Source organism: Pauljensenia sp. C0254C2 (assembly GCF_056583835.1).
The window spans coordinates 38,731-58,095 of sequence record NZ_JBWPJO010000012.1; the positions used below are offsets into that span (position 1 = coordinate 38,731).

The following is a 19,365-nucleotide window of genomic DNA, read 5'->3' on the forward strand; positions in this document are numbered from 1 at the left end:
GTCGCTCAATGTGACACACTCGGAGCATGCTCAGATGGATCACCGCTGGAGAATCACATGGCCCGGCTCTTGTCGCGACCCTGGATGGACTACCCGCCGGCATCACATGCACGACGCAGACCATCACGCAGGCATTGGCTCGCCGCCGCCTTGGATACGGACGAGGCGCACGTCAACGCTTCGAACAAGACGTCGTGCACATTCTGTCCGGTATTCGTCACGGCACCACCCTCGGATCTCCGATCGCCGTGACCATCGAGAACACAGAATGGCCCAAGTGGGAAACCGTCATGAGTGCGGATCCGGTGGATCCCGACGCATTGCTCGTCAATGCCGGAACCGGCGATGAGCGCGAAGTTGCCCGCAATAAACGCCTGACTCGGCCTCGTCCAGGACACGCTGATCTGCCAGGAATGCTGTCGTACGGCCACGAGGATGCCCGGAATATCCTCGAGCGCGCTTCTGCGCGCGAAACTGCCGCTCGGGTCGCTTTGGGAGCTATTGCCGAGGAATATTTGCGCCAGGTTGCCGGAATTGAACTGGTCAGCCACGTCGTTGCTGTCGGAGACCGCTATGTTGGCTCCACCACGCTTCCGACTCCGCGCGAAACCCAGGCCCTTGATAAGTCGCCCGTACGTACCCTGGATCCGCAGGCTGAACAGGAATTCACGGAGGCGATTGATAAGGCTCAAGGCAACGGTGACACGATCGGTGGTATTGCTGAAGTCATCGCCTACAACGTTCCGATCGGAATCGGCACGCATGTCAGTGCTGACCAACGCCTGGATACCCAGCTTGCCGGTGCGCTCATGTCCATCCAGTCCGTCAAGGCCGTCGAAATCGGTGACGGCTTCCTGCAGGCACGCATGCCTGGGTCAACCGCACATGATGAAATAGTTCATGCCGACGACGGCCACCTGACCCGAACTTCCAACCATGCGGGCGGCATTGAGGGCGGGACCAGCAACGGGCAGCCGATTATTGTGCGCGCAGGCTTCAAACCGATTTCCACGGTGCCGCACTCGTTGCGAACCGTGGATATGGCAACCGGTGAGGATGCGCAGGCACTGCATCAGCGCTCCGACACGTGTCAGGTTGTCCCCGGAGCAGTCATCGCGCAGGCGATGGTCGCCCTCGTCATGGCTCGGGCGCTTCAATCACATGCGGGCGGGAATTCACTGGAAGAATGCAGGCGCAATCTGCGAGCCTACATGGCCGCTATCGAGACGCGCGCATGAGCGCGATCCCCGCACATCTGCCGATTTTCCTGGTCGGACTGCCGGGGGCAGGCAAGACCCGCGTCGCACGGCTGTTGTCTGAACGCCTCGCAGTGCCGTGCGAAGATACTGATGAGATTGTTGTGCGCACCCAGGGTCGTCCCGTCACTGATATCTTCAGGGACGAGGGCGAAGCAGCTTTCCGTGAATATGAACGTCAGGCGATCGAATTGGTCTTGAACCACCGTTCGGTGATCTCACTGGGCGGGGGAGCTGTGACCTCGCCTCAGGTGCGGCAACTGCTGAAAGGTCAGACCGTTGTTTTTATCGACGCGGACCACGATGAACTGGTGCGCCGGACCTCGGGCAAGAATCATCGTCCGCTCCTGGCAGGTGATGCCGATGCTGCTTTACGCAGACTACGCAGTGAACGCGCAGGCTACTACGATGAAGTGGCGACCATACGTGTGACCTCGGATTCAGGTCCAGTGGAGCGTGTTGTGGAGGACATCATGATGACGTTCAGTGACGTGACGACACTGACAGTGGACGGACCTGCTCCCTATGACGTCCTGATCGGACACTCGCTTGTGCCACAGGTGTTGACCCACTACGTTCCCGGCGGGTCACGCACCCTCATTGTGCACCCACCGGCAGTGGCCGAGTACGTCGACCAGATCGCTGACAACCTGACGCGCCAAGGTGTTGAGGTGGCCGTCATGGAACATCCAGATGGCGAAAGCGGAAAAACCTTTGCGGTCGCGGAAGCTGGGTGGCAGGCAGCAGCTGAAGCTCACATTGGCAGACGAGACACCGTGATTGGGATTGGCGGGGGAGCAACCACTGACCTGGCAGGTTTCATCGCCGCCACCTGGCTGCGCGGAGTGGACGTGATCCAGATCCCGACGACGCTCCTGGGCATGGTCGATGCAGCGGTGGGAGGCAAGACCGGTATCAATACGCCGGCCGGCAAGAACCTCGTGGGATCATTTCACACGCCGCGCGTTGTGATCGAGGACGTCGCGCTGCTGGACACGCTGCCGAGCCAGCAGATGCGCTCAGCGATGGGCGAGGTCATCAAGTGCGGTTTCATCGCAGACCGCGCGATCATTGACCTGATTCGTGACCACATCGAAGACACTGCTGTGCTGATCGATCCGCACGGACTCTACCTGCGAGAACTGGTGGAGCGTTCCGTTGCCGTCAAGGTGCGTGTTGTCAGTTCCGACCTCAAGGAATCCGGTATGCGCGAAATTCTTAACTATGGCCACACCCTCGCGCATGCCATTGAGCGGCAGGAAAACTTCACGTGGCGACATGGTGACGCTGTGGCCGTCGGCTGCATCTTTGCCGCCGAACTCGCCCACGCCCGCGGCATGCTCACTGACGAGGATGTCCAGCTCCACCGCGACCTGTTCAGCGCGTTTGACTTGCCTGTGTCCTACAGCGGTGCGCGCCTCGACGACCTTGTCCAGATCATGAAGCTGGATAAGAAAGTGCGCAACGGCGAACTCAGGTTCGTCCTTTTGGACGGTAGTGGCCATCCGGTTGTGCAGGTGGTTGATCCTGAGCAGCTGCGCATTCCAGCGAGCAAGGTAGGCATTCATGCTGACTGAGAGTGGACCGAGTGTCGTCCTTATTGGAGTGACAGGATCGGGTAAGACGACGGTGGGACGGCTCTTGGCTGACCGTCTGGGATTGCGTCTCATGGAGACAGACGCCGTGGTCTCACGTGACCTGGATTTGTCCATCCACCAGCTGATTGTGAGCCGCGATCCGCGCCTGGAAGACGCGCAGCGGCGCACAGCTCTTCGTCTGCTCAGCCCAGACGGCCAGGCACGTGGTCAGATCGTCACCCTCAGCGCATCGTTGCCGACAGATGAAGGGGTGCGTGCCGCACTGCTCAAAGCACGCAGCAACGGCACAACCGTAGTGGAGCTGGCTGCCACCCCTGCAGAGATCGCACGCCGAGAGAATATGGGCGCCCCTCGGTCAGTCGCCCTGGGCGCTCCGCGCGCGATGATGACGCAGATGATGAAAGAACTGCGGGAGTCATATGCGCCACTGGTCGACGTGAGTGTGAACACGGTTGGGGTCAGTCCCGCTGACGTGGTGAGGAATATTGCTCAATCGTTGTAAGATAGCGGGCGATTAGGTTTTGTCGAGAGTGAAGGAATGCACGTGGCTACTACAAATGATCTGAAGAACGGCCTGGTGATGGTGATTGACGGCCAGCTGTGGCAGGTTGTCGAATTCCAGCACGTCAAGCCCGGTAAAGGCCCTGCATTCGTTCGCACGAAGATCCGCAACGTGATGTCCGGCAAGACCGTCGACAAGACGTTCAACGCAGGCGTCAAGATCGAAACAGCCACTGTGGATCGCCGCGACATGACCTACCTGTACCAAGATGGCGATGACTACGTCTTCATGGATCAGGAAACCTACGAGCAGATCATGGTGCCGCGCGAAACTGTGGGCGACGCCGTGAACTACATGGTGGAGAACCAGGATGTCATCGTCTCCCAGCACGACGGCCAGGTTCTCTTCATTGACCTGCCGGCAACTGTGACACTGACTATTACGCACACCGAGCCCGGCCTTCAGGGTGACCGCTCCTCGGCAGGCACCAAGCCAGCGACGCTCGAAACCGGCTATGAAATCCAGGTTCCTCTGTACATGGAGGAAGGAAGCCGCATCAAGGTTGACACCCGCACCGGCACATACTCCGGACGAGTCACTGACTGACCGTGTCCGCTTTCGCTTTCACTGCCCGCACCAAGGCCCGCAAGCGCGCAGCCGACGTCATTTACGAGGCCGACCAACGCGGTATGGGTCGCAACCCGGAAGTTCTGCGCGACCTTCTGCGTGAGCGGCGTGTCGTTACCGCAGCGCAGACACCGCTACCGGAATACTCTCTGCAGATTATCGAGGGCGTGGCAGAGCGCCTGCACGACATCGATACATTGCTGCGTCAACACGCAAAAGTGCACGGTCTGGATCGGATGCCGGCCGTTGACCTGGCCGTGTTGCGCGTTGCAGTGTGGGAACTGCTTGTGAACGAGGACGACGTTCCTCCGCTGGTTGTCATTGACGAGGCGGTGTCGATCGTGAAGTCCATTTCGACTGATGATTCGCCTGCTTTTGTCAATGCCGTGCTCGATGCGATTCGGCGTGACCTCGAGACGCCATCGTGGACGCGTGAGCGTGTGATGGACGAGCCTGCACGTCCTGACGAGCCTGACCCGGACAGCGTCAGCGAGCCTGCACGTCCTGACGAGCCTGACCCGGACAGCGGCAGCGAAGCTGACACGCAGAATCCGAGCTTTGCTGATGTTGAAAAGCAGCATCCAAGCCTTGCGGATGTTGAAAATATGAATATGGATGAGCTTGACGAGCTCTTGTCGGACTATTGAGCCTGGAGGCCGCTTCCACTAAACGGGAGCGGCCTTCACGTATGTAATGTCACCTCGGCGCGCCCGCCGACAGACGCGCGAGTGCGGTACTCTAAAAACCGGAACGATCAACCTTTAAGGTCCGTCCTGTGAGGCGGGGAAGGGAGGTCCACTGTGGGCCAGTCATATCCACAATCAACCGAGCGAGATGCCCGGGGCAAAGAAGTCCTGGGAGGTGATGACATCGCTCGTTCCCTGACCCGAATCGCCTACGAGATCATCGAACGCAACAAGGGTGCACGTGGCCTTGTCATTGCGGGAATTCCTACACGCGGTGAATACCTCGCCCGCCGCCTCATTGAACGGATCAAGGAAGTCTCTGGCGAGCAAGCCGATCTGGCGATCATTGACACCACCATGTTCCGCGATGACCTCCATCGTCATCCCATCCGCACACCCCACCCGAGCAGTATCCCTGCCGGCGGGATCGATGCGCGCGTGGTTGTCCTCGTCGATGACGTGCTGTATACCGGACGCACGATCAAAGCGGCGCTGGATGCCCTTGGATCACTGGGACGTGCAGATTCTGTACAACTGGCCATCCTCGTCGATCGCGGACACCGTGAGCTGCCAATCCGCCCCGACTTTGTCGGCAAGAACCTGCCGACCTCGCGTGAGGAAACAGTCAAGATTCTCCTGACTGAAACCGATGGGAAAGACGCCGTCATTCTGGGAGGACACAGCTGATGACTTTCTCGCACCTGCTCAGTATTCGCGACCTGACCCGCGAAGATGCCATCGACATCCTCGACACTGCCGAAGCAATGGCGGCCACGCAGTCCCAGCGAGTCAAGAAATTGCCGACACTGTTGGGACGCACCGTCGTTGACCTGTTCTTCGAAGACTCCACGCGCACACGCTGGTCGTTTGAGACGGCTGCGAAACGCCTGTCCGCCGATGTCATCACCTTCCAGTCCAAAGGATCATCGGTCGCCAAAGGTGAAACCCTCAAAGATACGGCCTTGACGCTGCAGGCAATGGGCGCAGATGCCGTCGTGATCCGGCACCCCTCATCGGGCGCGGCTCACCGCCTCGCTCACGCGGGCTGGATCGACCTGCCCGTCATCAACGCAGGCGATGGCACTCACCAGCATCCCACCCAGGCGCTGCTCGATGCGATGACGCTGCGTCGCCACTTCAAGCGTGACGTGAGCGACCCGTCCGTCAACCCTGTTCCTGCGGGCACGGATCTGGCGGGCGCACGCGTGACAATCGTGGGCGATGTTCTGCATTCGCGTGTGGCGCGTTCCAACGTTGACCTGCTGAGCCTGCTGGGTGCGCACGTGACCCTGGTGGCACCGCCCACATTGCTGCCGATGGGTGTGGAGCAGTGGGCCTGCGACATTGACTACGATCTTGATCATGCGATCGACGAGGCTCCCGATGCGCTCATGATGTTGCGCGTCCAGCGTGAACGCATGAGCGGTGCCGGTGGAGGATTCTTCCCGTCACCGGGTGAATATCACGATGCCTACGGCCTGGACGTGCACCGCTATGCGCGTCTGAGCGACCACTGCATCATCATGCACCCCGGCCCCATGAACCGCGGCCTCGAAATCTGCGCAGAAGCGGCCGATTCGCCGCGATCCGTTGTTGTTGAACAAGTTGCCAATGGCGTGAGCGTCCGTATGGCGGCTCTGTACATGCTGCTTGCCCCGGAAGGAACCCACCGTGACTGATCACCCCACTCAACTGCTCATCACCGGACTCAACATCGAAGGAGACGGTCAGACCGACCTGCTCATCGAAGACGGAGTCATCATTGCCGAGGGCGACCAGGCTCGCGTCGATGGCGCCCACGCACACACGCTGGATGCAGACGGGCTCATTGCACTGCCCGGACTGGTAGACCTCCACACGCACCTGCGTCAGCCAGGCAAACAAGACGCCGAAACCGTCGAATCAGCCTCCCGCGCTGCGGCGGCAGGCGGCTTCACCTGCGTGCACGCCATGGCGAACACGTTACCCGTAGCCGACACAGCATCGGCAGTTGAACAGATCTGGTGGATGGGCCAGGAAATCGGATTGACCGAGGTACGCCCCGTCGGCGCCGTCACGAAAGGTCTTGAAGGCAAACACATGGCCGCACTGGGCGCGATGGCGAACTCGCGCGCTCAGGTTCGTGTCTTTTCAGATGACGGCAAGTGCGTGTCGGACCCGGTGCTCATGCGCCGCGCTCTCGAATACGTCAAGTCCTTTGGGGGAGTAGTCGCCCAGCACGCGCAGGATCCTGGACTGACCGAGGGCTCCCAGATGAATGAGTCAGAACTGTCCGGTGAACTGGGCATGCCCGGCTGGCCTGCAGTGGCAGAAGAGTCCGTGATTGCGCGCGATATTCTGCTGGCTCAGCACGTGGGATCTCGCCTGCATGTGTGTCACGTGTCGACCAAAGGATCGGTGGAACTGATCCGCTGGGGTAAGCGCATGGGTGTCAATGTGACAGCCGAAGCGACCCCGCACCACCTGTTCCTGACGGAGGACCTGGCTGCCACCTACGATCCGATCTATAAAGTCAACCCGCCGCTGCGCTCACGAGAAGATGTGGACGCGGTGCGTGAAGGCCTGGCCGACGGCACGATTGACATCGTCGCAACGGATCATGCGCCGCACAACATGGAAGAAAAAGACTGCGAATGGCAAGCCGGCGCATTCGGCATGCTTGGACTGGAAACGGCGCTGCCCATCATTATCGAAACGATGGTGAAGCCCGGACTGATGGACTGGCACGACGTGGCCCGCGTCCTGTCACGCACCCCGGCGCGCATCGGCTTGGTTGACCATCAGGGGCTGTCTCTCACCGTCGGTAACCCCGCGAATATCACGCTGGTCGATCCGACCGTGCGTGTGCGCGTCAACCGCTCTGACTTGCATTCACGCTCCGTCAACACGCCGTATGACGGAATGGATGTCACAGGTCGGATCATTCATACGATCTTCAACGGGAAGGTCACCGTCCGTGACGGTGCTTTGGCGGCAGAAGGGACCGCACAATGACCACACACGATGATCTGGCCTTGCTCGTCCTCGAAGATGGGCGCATTTTCCGTGGACGTGCGTGGGGAGCGCGTGGCCGCACGCTGGGTGAAGTCGTCTTCGCCACGTCAATGACGGGGTACCAGGAAACATTGACGGATCCGTCCTATCATCAGCAGATTGTCGTCATGACCAGCCCACATATCGGCAATACCGGCGTCAATTCGGAGGACTCCGAATCCTCACAGATCTGGGTCGCCGGATTCGTGGTGCGTGACCCGGCCCGTCGCGCGTCCAACTGGCGTGCCTCAGGAGAGTTGGAAGAAGAACTGATCCGCCAGGACATCGTCGGAATCGCAGATGTCGACACGCGAGCCATTACACGCCACATCCGCTCTCACGGTGCGATGCGCGGGGGGATCTTCTCCGGCACCGCGCTGCCTGCAGGTGCCGAGTACATGAGCGAGTATGTGTGTGAGTCACTGGTACGCATCGTGCAGGACCAGCCTCACATGGCCGGTTCATCGCTTTCACAGGCGGTGTCAACGTCGCACACGTACGTGGTGCCGGCAGCAGAAGACGGAGCCGACAATCACAAACGCGTCGTGGCAGTGGATCTGGGCATCAAATCACGTACACCCGAGCAGCTCGCAGCACGGGGTGTTGACGTCTACGTCGTGCCCCAGAACATCACCGCCGGTGAGATCCTCGAACTCGAACCTGACGGCGTATTCTTCTCCAACGGTCCGGGTGACCCCTCAACCGCCGAGCACCAGATTGGTGTGCTCCGCGCCATCTTGGACCAGGGGATTCCCTTCTTTGGCATCTGCTTTGGCCATCAGCTTTTCGGCCGAGCTCTGGGATTTGGCACTTACAAGCTGGAATTTGGTCACCGGGGGGTCAACCAGCCAGTGCGCGATGAGCGCAGCGGACGAGTGGAGATTACCTCTCACAACCACGGTTTCGCCGTGGACGTGCCAGTCGGTGAGCCGGTAGTTGCTCCCTTCGACAAGGGACGGTACGGACGAGTTGAGGTCAGCCACATTGACCTCAATGATCGAGTGGTGGAAGGCATACGCGCCCTCGACATTCCAGCATTCTCCGTCCAGTTCCACCCCGAGGCGGCGGCCGGTCCCCACGATGGGGAACACCTCTTCGACCAGTTTCTTTCCATGCTGAGCCACGATAAGGAGGATGCTTCCGATGCCTCAGCGCACTGATCTGAAATCCGTCCTCGTCATTGGTTCAGGCCCGATCGTCATCGGTCAGGCATGCGAATTTGACTACTCCGGGACGCAGGCCTGCCGTGTCCTGAAAGAAGAGGGCCTGCGGGTCATCCTCGTTAACTCGAACCCCGCAACCATCATGACCGATCCGGCGATGGCGGATGCGACATATGTGGAACCGTTGACCTGCGAAGTGGTCACCTCCATCATTGAAAAGGAACGACCCGATGCGTTACTGCCCACCCTGGGTGGCCAGACCGCCCTCAACCTCGCCGTTGAACTGGCAGAAAGAGGCGTACTCGAGCATTACGGCGTTGAACTGATCGGCGCCTCCATCGAGGCGATCCAGGCTGGTGAAAACCGTGAGACGTTCAAGGAAATCGTGGCGCGCTGCGGAGCTGAAGTTGCACGCTCAACCATTGCGCACACGCTGGAAGATTGCCATGCTGCTGCCGAAGAGCTCGGCTATCCGCTGGTAGTGCGTCCCTCGTTCACCATGGGCGGTCTGGGTTCGGGTATTGCGTTCACACCCGACGACCTTGACCGCATCGCTGGCGCAGGCCTCGAAGCGTCCATGACCACCGAAGTTCTGCTGGAAGAGTCCATCCTGGGATGGAAAGAATACGAGCTGGAACTGATGCGCGACGCCGCCGATAACGTGGTGGTTGTCTGTTCGATTGAAAATGTTGACCCTGTGGGCGTGCATACCGGCGATTCGATCACGGTTGCTCCGGCTCTGACCCTGACCGACCGTGAACTCCAGCGGCTGCGCGATATTGCGATCGCCGTGATCCGTGAAGTCGGCGTGGATACGGGTGGCTGCAACATTCAGTTCGCTGTGCACCCGCAGAGCGGGCGCATCATCGTCATCGAGATGAATCCGCGCGTGTCACGCTCTTCAGCTCTGGCCTCCAAGGCAACCGGTTTCCCGATCGCGAAGATCGCGGCACGTTTGGCCACTGGCTTCACCCTCGATGAGATTCGCAACGACATTACAGGCTCCACGCCGGCCTCGTTTGAACCGACGTTGGACTACGTGGTGGTGAAGGTTCCACGATTCACTTTCGAGAAGTTCCCTGAAGCCGATGAGACGCTGACGACATCCATGAAGGCCGTGGGCGAAGCAATGGCGATTGGGCGCAACTTCACCGAAGCCCTCAATAAGGCGCTACGGTCCCTCGACAAGACGGGCGTGCAGTTCCACTGGGACGGCGCCGATCCAACACCGGCAGATGTCGAGGACCTGCTCACCCGCATCGCCACCCCGACCGAGCACCGATTCGTTCAGGTCCAACAAGCCCTGCGCGGGGGTGCAACCCTGGAACAGGTATGCGAAGCAACCGGCATTGACCCGTGGTTCATCGACCAGATCATGCTGATCAACGAGGTCGCCCGCAGCGTCAGGAACGCGCCGGCGCTGACTCCGGACGTGCTCACCGCGGCCAAGCGGCACGGCTTTTCGGATCGACAGATCGCGGTATTGCGTAGCCTGACCGAAGAAACTGTGCGCCAGGTTCGCCACGCCTTCAACATCCACCCGGTGTTCAAGACAGTCGACACGTGCGCAGCCGAATTCGCGGCACGCACCCCGTACCATTACTCCTCCTACGATGAGGAAACGGAAGTTACTCCACGCAGTCGCGAAGCAGTGATGATTCTGGGTGCTGGGCCGAACCGAATTGGTCAGGGTCTTGAGTTCGATTACTCGTGTGTGCACGCAGCATTCGCACTGCAGGATACCTACGACACGATTATGGTCAACTGCAACCCAGAGACTGTGTCGACCGATTATGACATCTCAGATCGTCTCTATTTCGAGCCGCTGACCCTGGAAGACGTCATTGAAATCTACCGGGCAGAATGCGAGGCTGGTCCCGTTAAGGGTGTGTTGGTCCAGCTGGGTGGACAAACGCCACTGTCACTGGCCTCCGACTTAGAAGCGGCAGGTGTGCCGATTCTGGGAACTACACCCTCGTCGATTGCGCTGGCGGAGGATCGCGAAGCCTTTGGTCATATTCTCAGCGAGGTGGAGCTGCCCGCACCTGCCCACGATATTGCGCACACGCCGGCGCAGGCTTTGGGTGTGGCGCAGGCGGTTGGATACCCGGTCCTGGTGCGCCCCTCGTTCGTGCTTGGCGGGCGCGGAATGGCGGTCATTAACGATGCGGACGCCCTGCGCGCCTACCTCGACCGCCCCGACATTGACGAGCTGTTCACCTCAGGTCCGCTCCTGATCGATCGGTTCCTTGACGACGCCATTGAAATTGACGTTGATGCGCTCTACGACGGCACCGAGTTGTTCATGGGCGCAGTGATGGAACACATCGAGGAAGCGGGCGTCCACTCGGGCGATTCGGCGTGTGTGCTGCCACCCATGTCACTGTCGGAGCGGGAAGTTGCCCGCATTACAGCTTCGACGGAAGCACTCGCCAGCCAGATCGGAGTGCGCGGCCTGATCAACGTCCAGTTCGCGCTCATGTCGAACGTTCTGTACGTGATCGAGGCCAACCCGCGTGCCTCGCGTACGGTGCCGTTTGCATCGAAGGCGACAGGCGTTCCGCTGGCGCAGGCGGCAGCCCGCATCCAGATCGGCGCATCGATCCAGCAGCTCGTCGACGAGGGTGTCCTGCCCGCTGTTGACTCTCGGATCATCAATATGAATGCTCCCATTGCCGTGAAGGAAGCGGTATTGCCGTTCTCACGATTCCGCCGCGCTGACGGCGGGGTAGTGGACACAATTCTGGGTCCGGAGATGCGGTCGACCGGTGAAGTGATGGGAATTGACTGGCGTTTCCCGGCAGCCTACGCCAAGTCTCAAACTGGCGCGTACGGCGAGTTGCCAACGGATGGCACAGTGTTTATTTCGGTTGCTGACGGTGATAAGCGTGCCATGATTCTGCCGGTCGTGCGTCTGGCTGAATTGGGTTTCCACATCTTGGCAACGGAAGGCACTGCCTCAGTTCTGAGGCGCAACGGCGTGGATGCGCACATTGTGCGCAAGGGTTCTGACGGTCCTGGCCCCGACGGGGAACCGACCATTATTGACCTGATTCGTGACGGATTTGTCGACATGGTGGTGAACACGCCCCAGCGTTCGGCGCATCGCCAGGATGGCTTCATGATTCGAGCAGGGGCAACCGCAAACAACCGCACGATCATCACGACGCTGCAGGCATTCAGTGCCGCTGTTCAGGCAATCGACGTGCGCTTGGGTGGCACATATGACGTGTGTTCACTTCAGCGATGGGATGAGTTGCGTGCGCATGGAAACGAGAGCGGTGAAGACAAGTGAGCACAGCAGGTTTTGGTGATCGTCTGTGGGATCTGATGCGCCAGCGAGGCCCGCTGTGTGTGGGCATTGATCCCCATCCGGCGCTGCTTGATCAGTGGGGGCTGGAACGCAGCGCGCAGGGTATGCGCGAATTTTCGATGCGGGTTGTTGATGCCCTGGGCGATCATGTTGCTGCCTTTAAACCCCAAAGTGCACTGTTCGAGCAGTACGGCTCTGCCGGCGTAGCTGTCCTGGAAGAAGTGATCGCCCGCTGCGGCGACACGGATGCGGTATGCATTGTGGATGCGAAGCGTGGTGACATCGGATCCACGATGGATGCGTATGCGGCAGCATATCTGGGGGAGGGGTCACCGCTTGCCGGCGATGCACTGACCGTCAGTCCGTATCTGGGTGTCGGAGCGCTGGCACCTGCCTACGAGCAGGCACAACAATCCGGACATGGTGTGTTCACACTGGCCCTGACATCGAATCCCGATGGTCACGGCATTCAGCATGCGACGGTGGACAATGCTCACAGCGTTGCAGGGCTTATCATCAGCGAGGTCAACACCCTCAACACAAAATGTGATTTCCAACACATTGGTCCGTTTGGTTTGGTGATTGGAGCAACGATTCAGTCGGCGTTAACCGACCTGCACATCAACATTGAGGATTTCACAGGTCCAATCCTGTCTCCAGGAGTTGGCGCGCAGGGTGCCGGATCGGAACAGGTCAGAGATGTTTTTGGACGTGCTGTCGATCGAGTGCTGGCGTCTTCGTCCAGGCAGATCTTACGCTGCGGTCCGGAAAAAGACCGTTTGGTTGGTGCCGTGAAGGAGATCTGTGACTCTTTGAGGTTCCAGTGACACGGAGTTGATGACACGCCTCGAATTCCCTCGTAAGTGGCGCTTTGGGGCCATACTTAAAGCGTGAGTAACACATGTCACAATTAAGGGAGGTGAGCGGCGTGGCACTACCTAAACTCACTCCGGAACAGCGATCAGCTGCACTGGAGAAAGCCACGCAGGCGAGGCGCAGGCGTGCTGAAATTAAAACCGCGCTGAAGTCTCGATCCATGACATTGAGTGAAGTTTTTGACTTGGCTGAGTCTGATGAGGCAGTCGCAAAGATGAAGGTGACGTCCCTACTGGAGTCTCTTCCGCGCGTTGGAACCAATACCGCTGCAAAGTTGATGGCAGACATCGGTATTGCTCCCACTCGACGTGTGCGAGGTCTCGGACCTGTTCAACGGGAAGAATTACTCAAGAAATTCGGATGACGTGGCAAGATGGGGCTCATGAAACTTCATGAGCCCCGTCTTACTGTTCTGGTTGGGCCGACGGCGGTCGGTAAGGGAACCGTTGTGCACTCCCTCCTGAGCCGCCATCCCGAGATCGCACTGTCCGTATCAGCCACCACCCGTGCACCGCGCCCAGGTGAAATCAATGGCACGCACTACTTCTTTGTGAGCGACGACGAATTCGATCGCCTGGTCAATGACGGACAGATGCTCGAATGGGCATTGGTACACGGCGCACATCGATATGGCACTCCCCGCAAGCCGGTTGAACAATGGCTGTCAGAAGGAAAGAGCGTTCTTCTCGAAATTGACGTGGCAGGCGCACGACAGGTTCGTGCTTCCATGCCTCAAGCGCATTTCATCTTCCTGGCGCCTCCCTCGTGGGACGAACTGAAACGACGCCTCACTGAACGCGGCACCGAAACGCTCGAGGAGCAGGAGCGGCGCCTGACCACCGCGCGAGCCGAACTTGACGCAGCTCACGAATTCGACGTAATTGTGATCAATGACGACCTTGACCAGGCCGTGACGGACCTAGCCGTCTTGATGGGGCTGGAGTAGACTGGACAAGCTAATTAGCCAGATTTACATGAGAAGAGGTCCCATGTCCGGAATTGTTGCCCAGCCTGAAGGCATCACCAACCCGCCGATCGACGACCTTCTGAACCACGTCGACTCCAAGTATGCGCTGGTGATCTTCGCGGCAAAGCGCGCCCGGCAGATCAACACCTACCAGCTCCAACTCGAGCAGAACATGGTGCAGTTCGTCGGACCCGTAGTGGAAAGTGACCCCGACGATAAACCGCTGTCAATCGCACTACGCGAAATCAATGAAGGCAAGCTGACGCTCGAATCTGCGCCTGAGGCCTAACCGTGAAACCACTGGTCGTCGTCGGAGTTGGCGGCGGCATTGCTGCGTACAAGGTGACCCGCGTAGTACGCGAACTCCAGCACCACGATTATGCAGTGAGAGTCATCCCCACTCAGGCGGCCACCCACTTTGTCGGTGATACCACGTGGCATGCGCTCAGTGGGCAGGCCGTCACAACCAGCGTATTTGACGGTGGAGCAACCGAGCACGTCGAGATTGCCCGCCACGCGCAGGCCATTGTGATTGCACCTGCCACGGCAGATCTCATTGCGCGCCTGGCAGCGGGCATGGCAAACGATCTGCTCACCACCGTTGTGCTGGCTGCGCATCGCGATACGCCTGTCATTCTGGCACCCGCCATGCACAGTGCGATGTGGACTAACGCCGCAACTCAGGACAACATCCAGACACTGCGCACGCGTGGCATGATCATTATCGAACCGGATGACGGTCCGCTGAGCTCAGGAGACAGCGGCACAGGCCGTCTGCCTGATCCGCTCATCATCACGGAACGCGTCCTTGAAGCTCTCGAGCCGCACGAGGGGGACCTTGCCGGGCGCAGCGTCCTCATTACGGCTGGCGGTACCCAGGAACCGATCGATCCCGTCCGTTTTATTGGCAATCGCTCATCCGGCCGGCAAGGATGCGCATTGGCAGCTGAAGCGCGTCGACGCGGGGCAGACGTGACCCTGGTTGCCGCCAACATCGACGATCACCTGATTCCGCACGGAATTACCGTCATCCCGGCCCCGACAGCCGCTGAGATGTATCAGGCAGTCACTGACCGCATCGCGACAACGGACATTGCGATCATGGCAGCTGCGGTGGCAGATTTCAGACCCATCCACGTTGCCGACGACAAGATCAAGAAAGATCCGTCGACTCAGGATGCGCCTGCCATCGAGCTTGAACGCACCACCGACATTCTGGCGTCGGTTGCCCACTCGCCCCAGCGTCCACCGGTGCTTGTCGGCTTTGCCGCCGAAACCGGCTCGCCTCAGGTTGTGCTCGAGCGTGGTGCCGACAAAGCTCGGCGAAAGGCAGCCGACCTGCTGGCTATTAACGCCGTAGGGAACGGACAGGGATTCGGTGACGTGGAATCTCAGGTCGTGCTGGTTGATCGCGAGGGACAGCCCGTGAAAACAGTCAGCGGATCGAAGGTAACAATTGCGGCCGGCATCATCGATGAGGTCGCACAGAGGATAGGTAAGATAACCCGGTGACATCGCTTCGACTTTTTACTTCGGAATCAGTAACTGAAGGTCATCCAGACAAAGTCTGTGACCGCATCGCGGATTCAATCCTTGATGCATTGCTCGAACAAGACCTACATGCACGTGCCGCGATCGAGGTTTTCGCCACCACCGGCCAGGTGCATGTCATGGGTGAAGTAACCACGGACCGCGCCTACGTGGAAATTCCGCAGATCGTTCGCGAGGAAATCTGCCGCATCGGATACACCTCGTCGCGAATTGGATTCGACGGCGCCTCTTGCGGTGTCTCCGTGTCGATCGGCCAGCAGAGCCCGGACATTGCCGGGGGAGTGGAACGTTCTCTTGAAGCACGTGAAGGGGCTGATACAGCTGACCCTCGCGAACTTCAGGGCGCCGGCGACCAAGGCCTCATGTTTGGATATGCATCCGATGAGACACCGGATCTGATGCCTGCCCCGATCTGGACGGCACACAAGCTGTCTCATCGCCTCGCACAGGTTCGACACGACGGCACCATCGACGGTCTGCGCCCTGATGGCAAGACGCAGGTGACCTTCGGATACGACGAGAACCACACGCCCGTCAGTATCGAGACGATCGTTGTGTCCACCCAGCACGACGAGGCACTCACATTGGCAGACCTGACTCGGCAAGTGCGCCGCCATGTCATCGAACCAGTGCTGGACGAATCAGGTCTCAACGTGTCCTGGAAAGACGCCGAAATCCTCGTGAATCCATCGGGACGGTTCGTGTACGGCGGACCAGCTGCCGACGCAGGCCTGACCGGACGCAAGATCATCGTCGATACTTACGGCGGAATGGCGCGGCACGGAGGTGGCGCGTTCTCAGGTAAGGATCCATCGAAAGTTGACCGCTCAGCTTCCTACACGCTGCGCTGGATTGCCAAGCACATCGTTGCAACAGGCATCGCGAAACGCTGCGAAGTTCAGGTGGCTTACGCCATCGGCCGCGCACACCCGGTAGGTCTGTACGTCGACACCTTCGATACGGGGCAGGTAGACGATGCGACCATCGCGCGCGCAATCACCGACGTGTTCGACCTGCGCCCAGCAGGTATGATCGAGGACCTCGATCTCTTGCGCCCGATCTACAAGGAGACCTCAGTGTACGGCCACTTCGGGCGACCGGGATTCCCGTGGGAAGACGTGACCCGCATAGAGGATCTGCGCGCAGCACTGAAAGGCTAAGACTATGGCGGACCAGGACGATTTCGATCTCGACCATGCTCCCTCGCGTGCGTGGATGATGCGAAGCGCCGTGGTGCTGGCCATTATGTCGGCTCTAGCCCTGATCGCCTCATTCGTCCTGTCCGTGGAAGCCTGGATCCTTGCAGGTGACCAGAACAGCCGCTTCGGATGCGATGTCAGCGATGCACTGTCATGCTCGGCAGTCGCATTGACACCGCAGGCCCGCGTCCTGGGATTCCCCAACGCATTTTTCGGAATCGCCTTTGGCGCAGCGGTGTTCACTATCGCATGCGCCCTTCTCAGCGGCTCGCGCCTGTCACGTCTGTTCCTCATCGGTGCGGAAGTCCTCGCCGCCGGCGGTCTGGCGAGCGCACTATGGCTGTTCTACCAGTCCTACGTTGTCATCCAGGTATTGTGCCCGTGGTGCCTGGTGGTGTTCGTGTCATCACTGCTGATCTTCGCCACCATGACGCGTATCTGCCTGGTCCGCGAAACGCTGCCCTCAAGTGCCAGCATTCGCTCCCTCATAGCCTCGGGCACGGACTGGTGGATCACGGGCGGTATCCTTGTCATCATCGCCGCACTGATCGTCCTTAAGTACGGCCCGGAGCTCATTGCGTGAGACGCAATGGAGTCATACCTGCCGGGCTTCGAACCACCGCCACGTGAGGATTTCCGTGACCCACTGACTGTCGCGCACGTTCTGGTCGACGTCGACTTGGCGCACCTCGATCATCCGCTTGACTACGCCGTCCCACCCGAACTTGACTCTGCAGTAACTGTCGGTTGCACCGTGCGCGTTGCATTGGCCGGTACACGCCAACGAGGGTGGGTTGTGGGTCGGGAGACCGTACCGCAGCACCGCGCCCTGTCACCCATCCAGTCCGTTGTTTCACGCACTCCGGTGCTCAACGAATCCACGCTGACACTGGCGCGCTACATTGCGCATAAACATCTGGCGACCACCTCACAGGTGCTCTCACTGGCGATCCCGGCGCGGCATGCACGCAGTGAAAAAAACGTCCTCGCTGCACACCGAGACTGCGCGGCGCCCTCGCCAATCTCAATGGATACGGAATTCCTGTCGTGGTACGAGGGGGACCCGACTGCGCCAGGGCGGATCGTCTGGCAGGTCGTGCCTCATGACTGGATACGCCAGCTGGCAACCGTTGTGGCAATCCGCTCGGCGCGCGCCCCTGTCATCGTGGTGGCCGCCACGCGTGAACAGGTGGATCGAATCGCTGCGCAGATCGCCCTGATCGTCGGTACCGACTGTGTTGAGACGGTCGGGTCGGATGATTCGGCAGCTCATCGATTTGCCGTTCATCTGCGCGCACTAGCCGGAGAACTGACCATCCTGGTGGGAACACGATCAGCTGTGTGGACACCAGTGAAGGATCTGGGAGCAATCATCGTGTGGGATGACGGTGATGACCGTTTAACCGAGGAGCGGTCTCCACGCGCAAGCGCGCTCGATGTTGCGATCGCGCGTGCCCACCTGGAAGGGGTCGACCTGCTCAGCGCAAGCCTGGCACGGTCGGTGAAATCGCATATGCTGGTCAATTCCTCATGGGCAGTGCCGCTCACACCGCTGCGCCACGCGCTGCGCGAACATGCGCCGCGCGTACGTGTCCTCGATGACTTTGACGCGGCCAGGGAAGGCCCATCGGCAGGTAATATTCCGACCAGCGTACAGCGCTTTATCCGGGAAAGTGCGCAGAGCGGGCATGTCCTGATTCAGGTGCCACGACGCGGCTATGTGCCGGTTATTGCTTGCGCACAGTGTCATCGGACGGCGCGATGTCAAAGATGCCACGGCCCATTGGCGATGCGAGGCGATCGCCAGATTGTGTGCCAATGGTGTCAGTGGGATGCGTCGGCGTTCACGTGCCCGCATTGCGCAGCGCACGCGGTGCGCGCACGCCAGATCGGCTCTGAACGCACGGCAGAGGAACTGGCTCGAGCTTTACCGGGATTGCCACTAGTGGTCTCTTCTGCAGACCATCGGATCGACACACTGCGTCCGACGGATTCACGAATCGTGGTGGCAACACCCGGCGCAGAACCTACCCTCGATGGCGGTTATGAGGCAGCCGTTATCCTCGATGCCGATACAACAGCCGCACGCCCTGAACTGTGGGCATACGAGGAAGCCATGCGCCGCTGGTTCGGAGCATTGTCACGTGTAGCGCCCGCACACCCTGCCATCGTTGTCGGTCTGTCAGATCCGACACTGGGTCAGGCCCTCGTGCGGTGGGATCCGGTCAGAGTTGCTGCCGATCAGCTGGCAGAACGTCGTTCTGTAGGATTCTTCCCCTTTACGACAATCGTTGCCCTCGACGGGCCTGCACCTGACGTTCACGCGATTGTGGCAAGTCTTTCAGATGCGGAGCTGCTCGGCACAGTTCCGATCGAACAGGCGCCCACACGTCGTGCAGCTGATAGTGCCCAGCTCTCCCTCGCTATGCCGGAACATGAGCCCGACCAGCACATCCGCACTCTTGTCCGCACGCCGATTTCGCACACAAATACGCTGCTTGACCAGCTGACACAGGTGCGGCAGCACCGCTCAGCCCACAAGCTGGCACCTGTGAGAATGGAAGTCAATCCTCCCGAGTTGTTCTGACACCGCT

General features: G+C 59.8%; 18 protein-coding genes. All 18 read left to right on the forward strand.

The features are described 5' to 3' along the window. The first annotated feature begins 26 nt into the window (after nt 1–26). A complete protein-coding gene (aroC, locus tag AC1DA5_RS08720; protein WP_480289927.1) occupies nt 27–1,238 on the forward strand; it encodes a chorismate synthase in 1,212 nt (403 codons plus the stop codon). Continuing rightward, nucleotides 1,235–2,833: a 3-dehydroquinate synthase gene (gene aroB, locus AC1DA5_RS08725; RefSeq protein WP_480289928.1), complete on the forward strand. Its 1,599-nt coding sequence runs from the start codon at nt 1,235–1,237 to the stop codon at nt 2,831–2,833. The genes aroC and aroB overlap by 4 nt, the downstream gene beginning before the upstream one ends. Next, nucleotides 2,823–3,356, forward strand: coding sequence for a shikimate kinase (locus AC1DA5_RS08730; protein ID WP_480289930.1), 534 nt, complete (start codon nt 2,823–2,825; stop codon nt 3,354–3,356). Before aroB ends, AC1DA5_RS08730 begins: the two co-directional genes overlap by 11 nt. A gap of 42 nt (nt 3,357–3,398) precedes the next feature. Next, nucleotides 3,399–3,962 carry an elongation factor P gene (efp, locus tag AC1DA5_RS08735; RefSeq protein WP_058236796.1) on the forward strand — a complete coding sequence of 188 codons (564 nt, stop codon included), beginning with the start codon at nt 3,399–3,401 and terminating at the stop codon, nt 3,960–3,962. A gap of 2 nt (nt 3,963–3,964) precedes the next feature. Continuing rightward, the gene (nusB, locus tag AC1DA5_RS08740; RefSeq protein ID WP_480289931.1) at nt 3,965–4,630 is read left to right on the forward strand and encodes a transcription antitermination factor NusB; all 666 of its coding nucleotides are present in this window, start codon (nt 3,965–3,967) and stop codon (nt 4,628–4,630) included. Nucleotides 4,631–4,783: 153 nt separating this feature from the next. After that, complete coding sequence (pyrR, locus tag AC1DA5_RS08745; RefSeq protein WP_070727319.1) at nt 4,784–5,356, forward strand: bifunctional pyr operon transcriptional regulator/uracil phosphoribosyltransferase PyrR; 573 nt, start codon at nt 4,784–4,786, stop codon at nt 5,354–5,356. Beyond that, nucleotides 5,356–6,348: an aspartate carbamoyltransferase catalytic subunit gene (locus AC1DA5_RS08750; protein WP_058236793.1), complete on the forward strand. Its 993-nt coding sequence runs from the start codon at nt 5,356–5,358 to the stop codon at nt 6,346–6,348. Before pyrR ends, AC1DA5_RS08750 begins: the two co-directional genes overlap by 1 nt. Continuing rightward, nucleotides 6,341–7,663 carry a dihydroorotase gene (locus AC1DA5_RS08755; protein ID WP_058236792.1) on the forward strand — a complete coding sequence of 441 codons (1,323 nt, stop codon included), beginning with the start codon at nt 6,341–6,343 and terminating at the stop codon, nt 7,661–7,663. The genes AC1DA5_RS08750 and AC1DA5_RS08755 overlap by 8 nt, the downstream gene beginning before the upstream one ends. Next, nucleotides 7,660–8,862 (forward strand): glutamine-hydrolyzing carbamoyl-phosphate synthase small subunit, encoded by a 1,203-nt coding sequence (carA, locus tag AC1DA5_RS08760; RefSeq protein WP_058236791.1) that lies wholly within the window; start codon nt 7,660–7,662, stop codon nt 8,860–8,862. The genes AC1DA5_RS08755 and carA overlap by 4 nt, the downstream gene beginning before the upstream one ends. After that, a complete protein-coding gene (carB, locus tag AC1DA5_RS08765; RefSeq protein WP_480289936.1) occupies nt 8,846–12,160 on the forward strand; it encodes a carbamoyl-phosphate synthase large subunit in 3,315 nt (1,104 codons plus the stop codon). The genes carA and carB overlap by 17 nt, the downstream gene beginning before the upstream one ends. Further along, complete coding sequence (pyrF, locus tag AC1DA5_RS08770; RefSeq protein WP_070727309.1) at nt 12,157–13,005, forward strand: orotidine-5'-phosphate decarboxylase; 849 nt, start codon at nt 12,157–12,159, stop codon at nt 13,003–13,005. Before carB ends, pyrF begins: the two co-directional genes overlap by 4 nt. Before the next feature lie 101 nt (nt 13,006–13,106). Next, entirely contained in the window at nt 13,107–13,418 is a 312-nt protein-coding gene (gene mihF, locus AC1DA5_RS08775) for an integration host factor, actinobacterial type (protein ID WP_058236788.1), read from the forward strand. Between the two features lie 9 nt (nt 13,419–13,427). Beyond that, nucleotides 13,428–14,000, forward strand: a complete 573-nt coding sequence (gene gmk, locus AC1DA5_RS08780; protein WP_480289938.1) for a guanylate kinase — start codon at nt 13,428–13,430, stop codon at nt 13,998–14,000. Between the two features lie 43 nt (nt 14,001–14,043). After that, nucleotides 14,044–14,310 (forward strand): DNA-directed RNA polymerase subunit omega, encoded by a 267-nt coding sequence (gene rpoZ, locus AC1DA5_RS08785; RefSeq protein ID WP_058236787.1) that lies wholly within the window; start codon nt 14,044–14,046, stop codon nt 14,308–14,310. A 2-nt stretch (nt 14,311–14,312) separates the two neighbouring features. Further along, nucleotides 14,313–15,533 carry a bifunctional phosphopantothenoylcysteine decarboxylase/phosphopantothenate--cysteine ligase CoaBC gene (gene coaBC, locus AC1DA5_RS08790; protein WP_480289940.1) on the forward strand — a complete coding sequence of 407 codons (1,221 nt, stop codon included), beginning with the start codon at nt 14,313–14,315 and terminating at the stop codon, nt 15,531–15,533. Beyond that, nucleotides 15,530–16,732 (forward strand): methionine adenosyltransferase, encoded by a 1,203-nt coding sequence (metK, locus tag AC1DA5_RS08795; RefSeq protein WP_480289942.1) that lies wholly within the window; start codon nt 15,530–15,532, stop codon nt 16,730–16,732. Before coaBC ends, metK begins: the two co-directional genes overlap by 4 nt. A gap of 4 nt (nt 16,733–16,736) precedes the next feature. Further along, nucleotides 16,737–17,354, forward strand: a complete 618-nt coding sequence (locus tag AC1DA5_RS08800; RefSeq protein WP_058236784.1) for a vitamin K epoxide reductase family protein — start codon at nt 16,737–16,739, stop codon at nt 17,352–17,354. A 6-nt stretch (nt 17,355–17,360) separates the two neighbouring features. Beyond that, nucleotides 17,361–19,358 (forward strand): primosomal protein N' family DNA-binding protein, encoded by a 1,998-nt coding sequence (locus AC1DA5_RS08805; protein WP_058236783.1) that lies wholly within the window; start codon nt 17,361–17,363, stop codon nt 19,356–19,358. Nucleotides 19,359–19,365 lie beyond the last annotated feature (7 nt).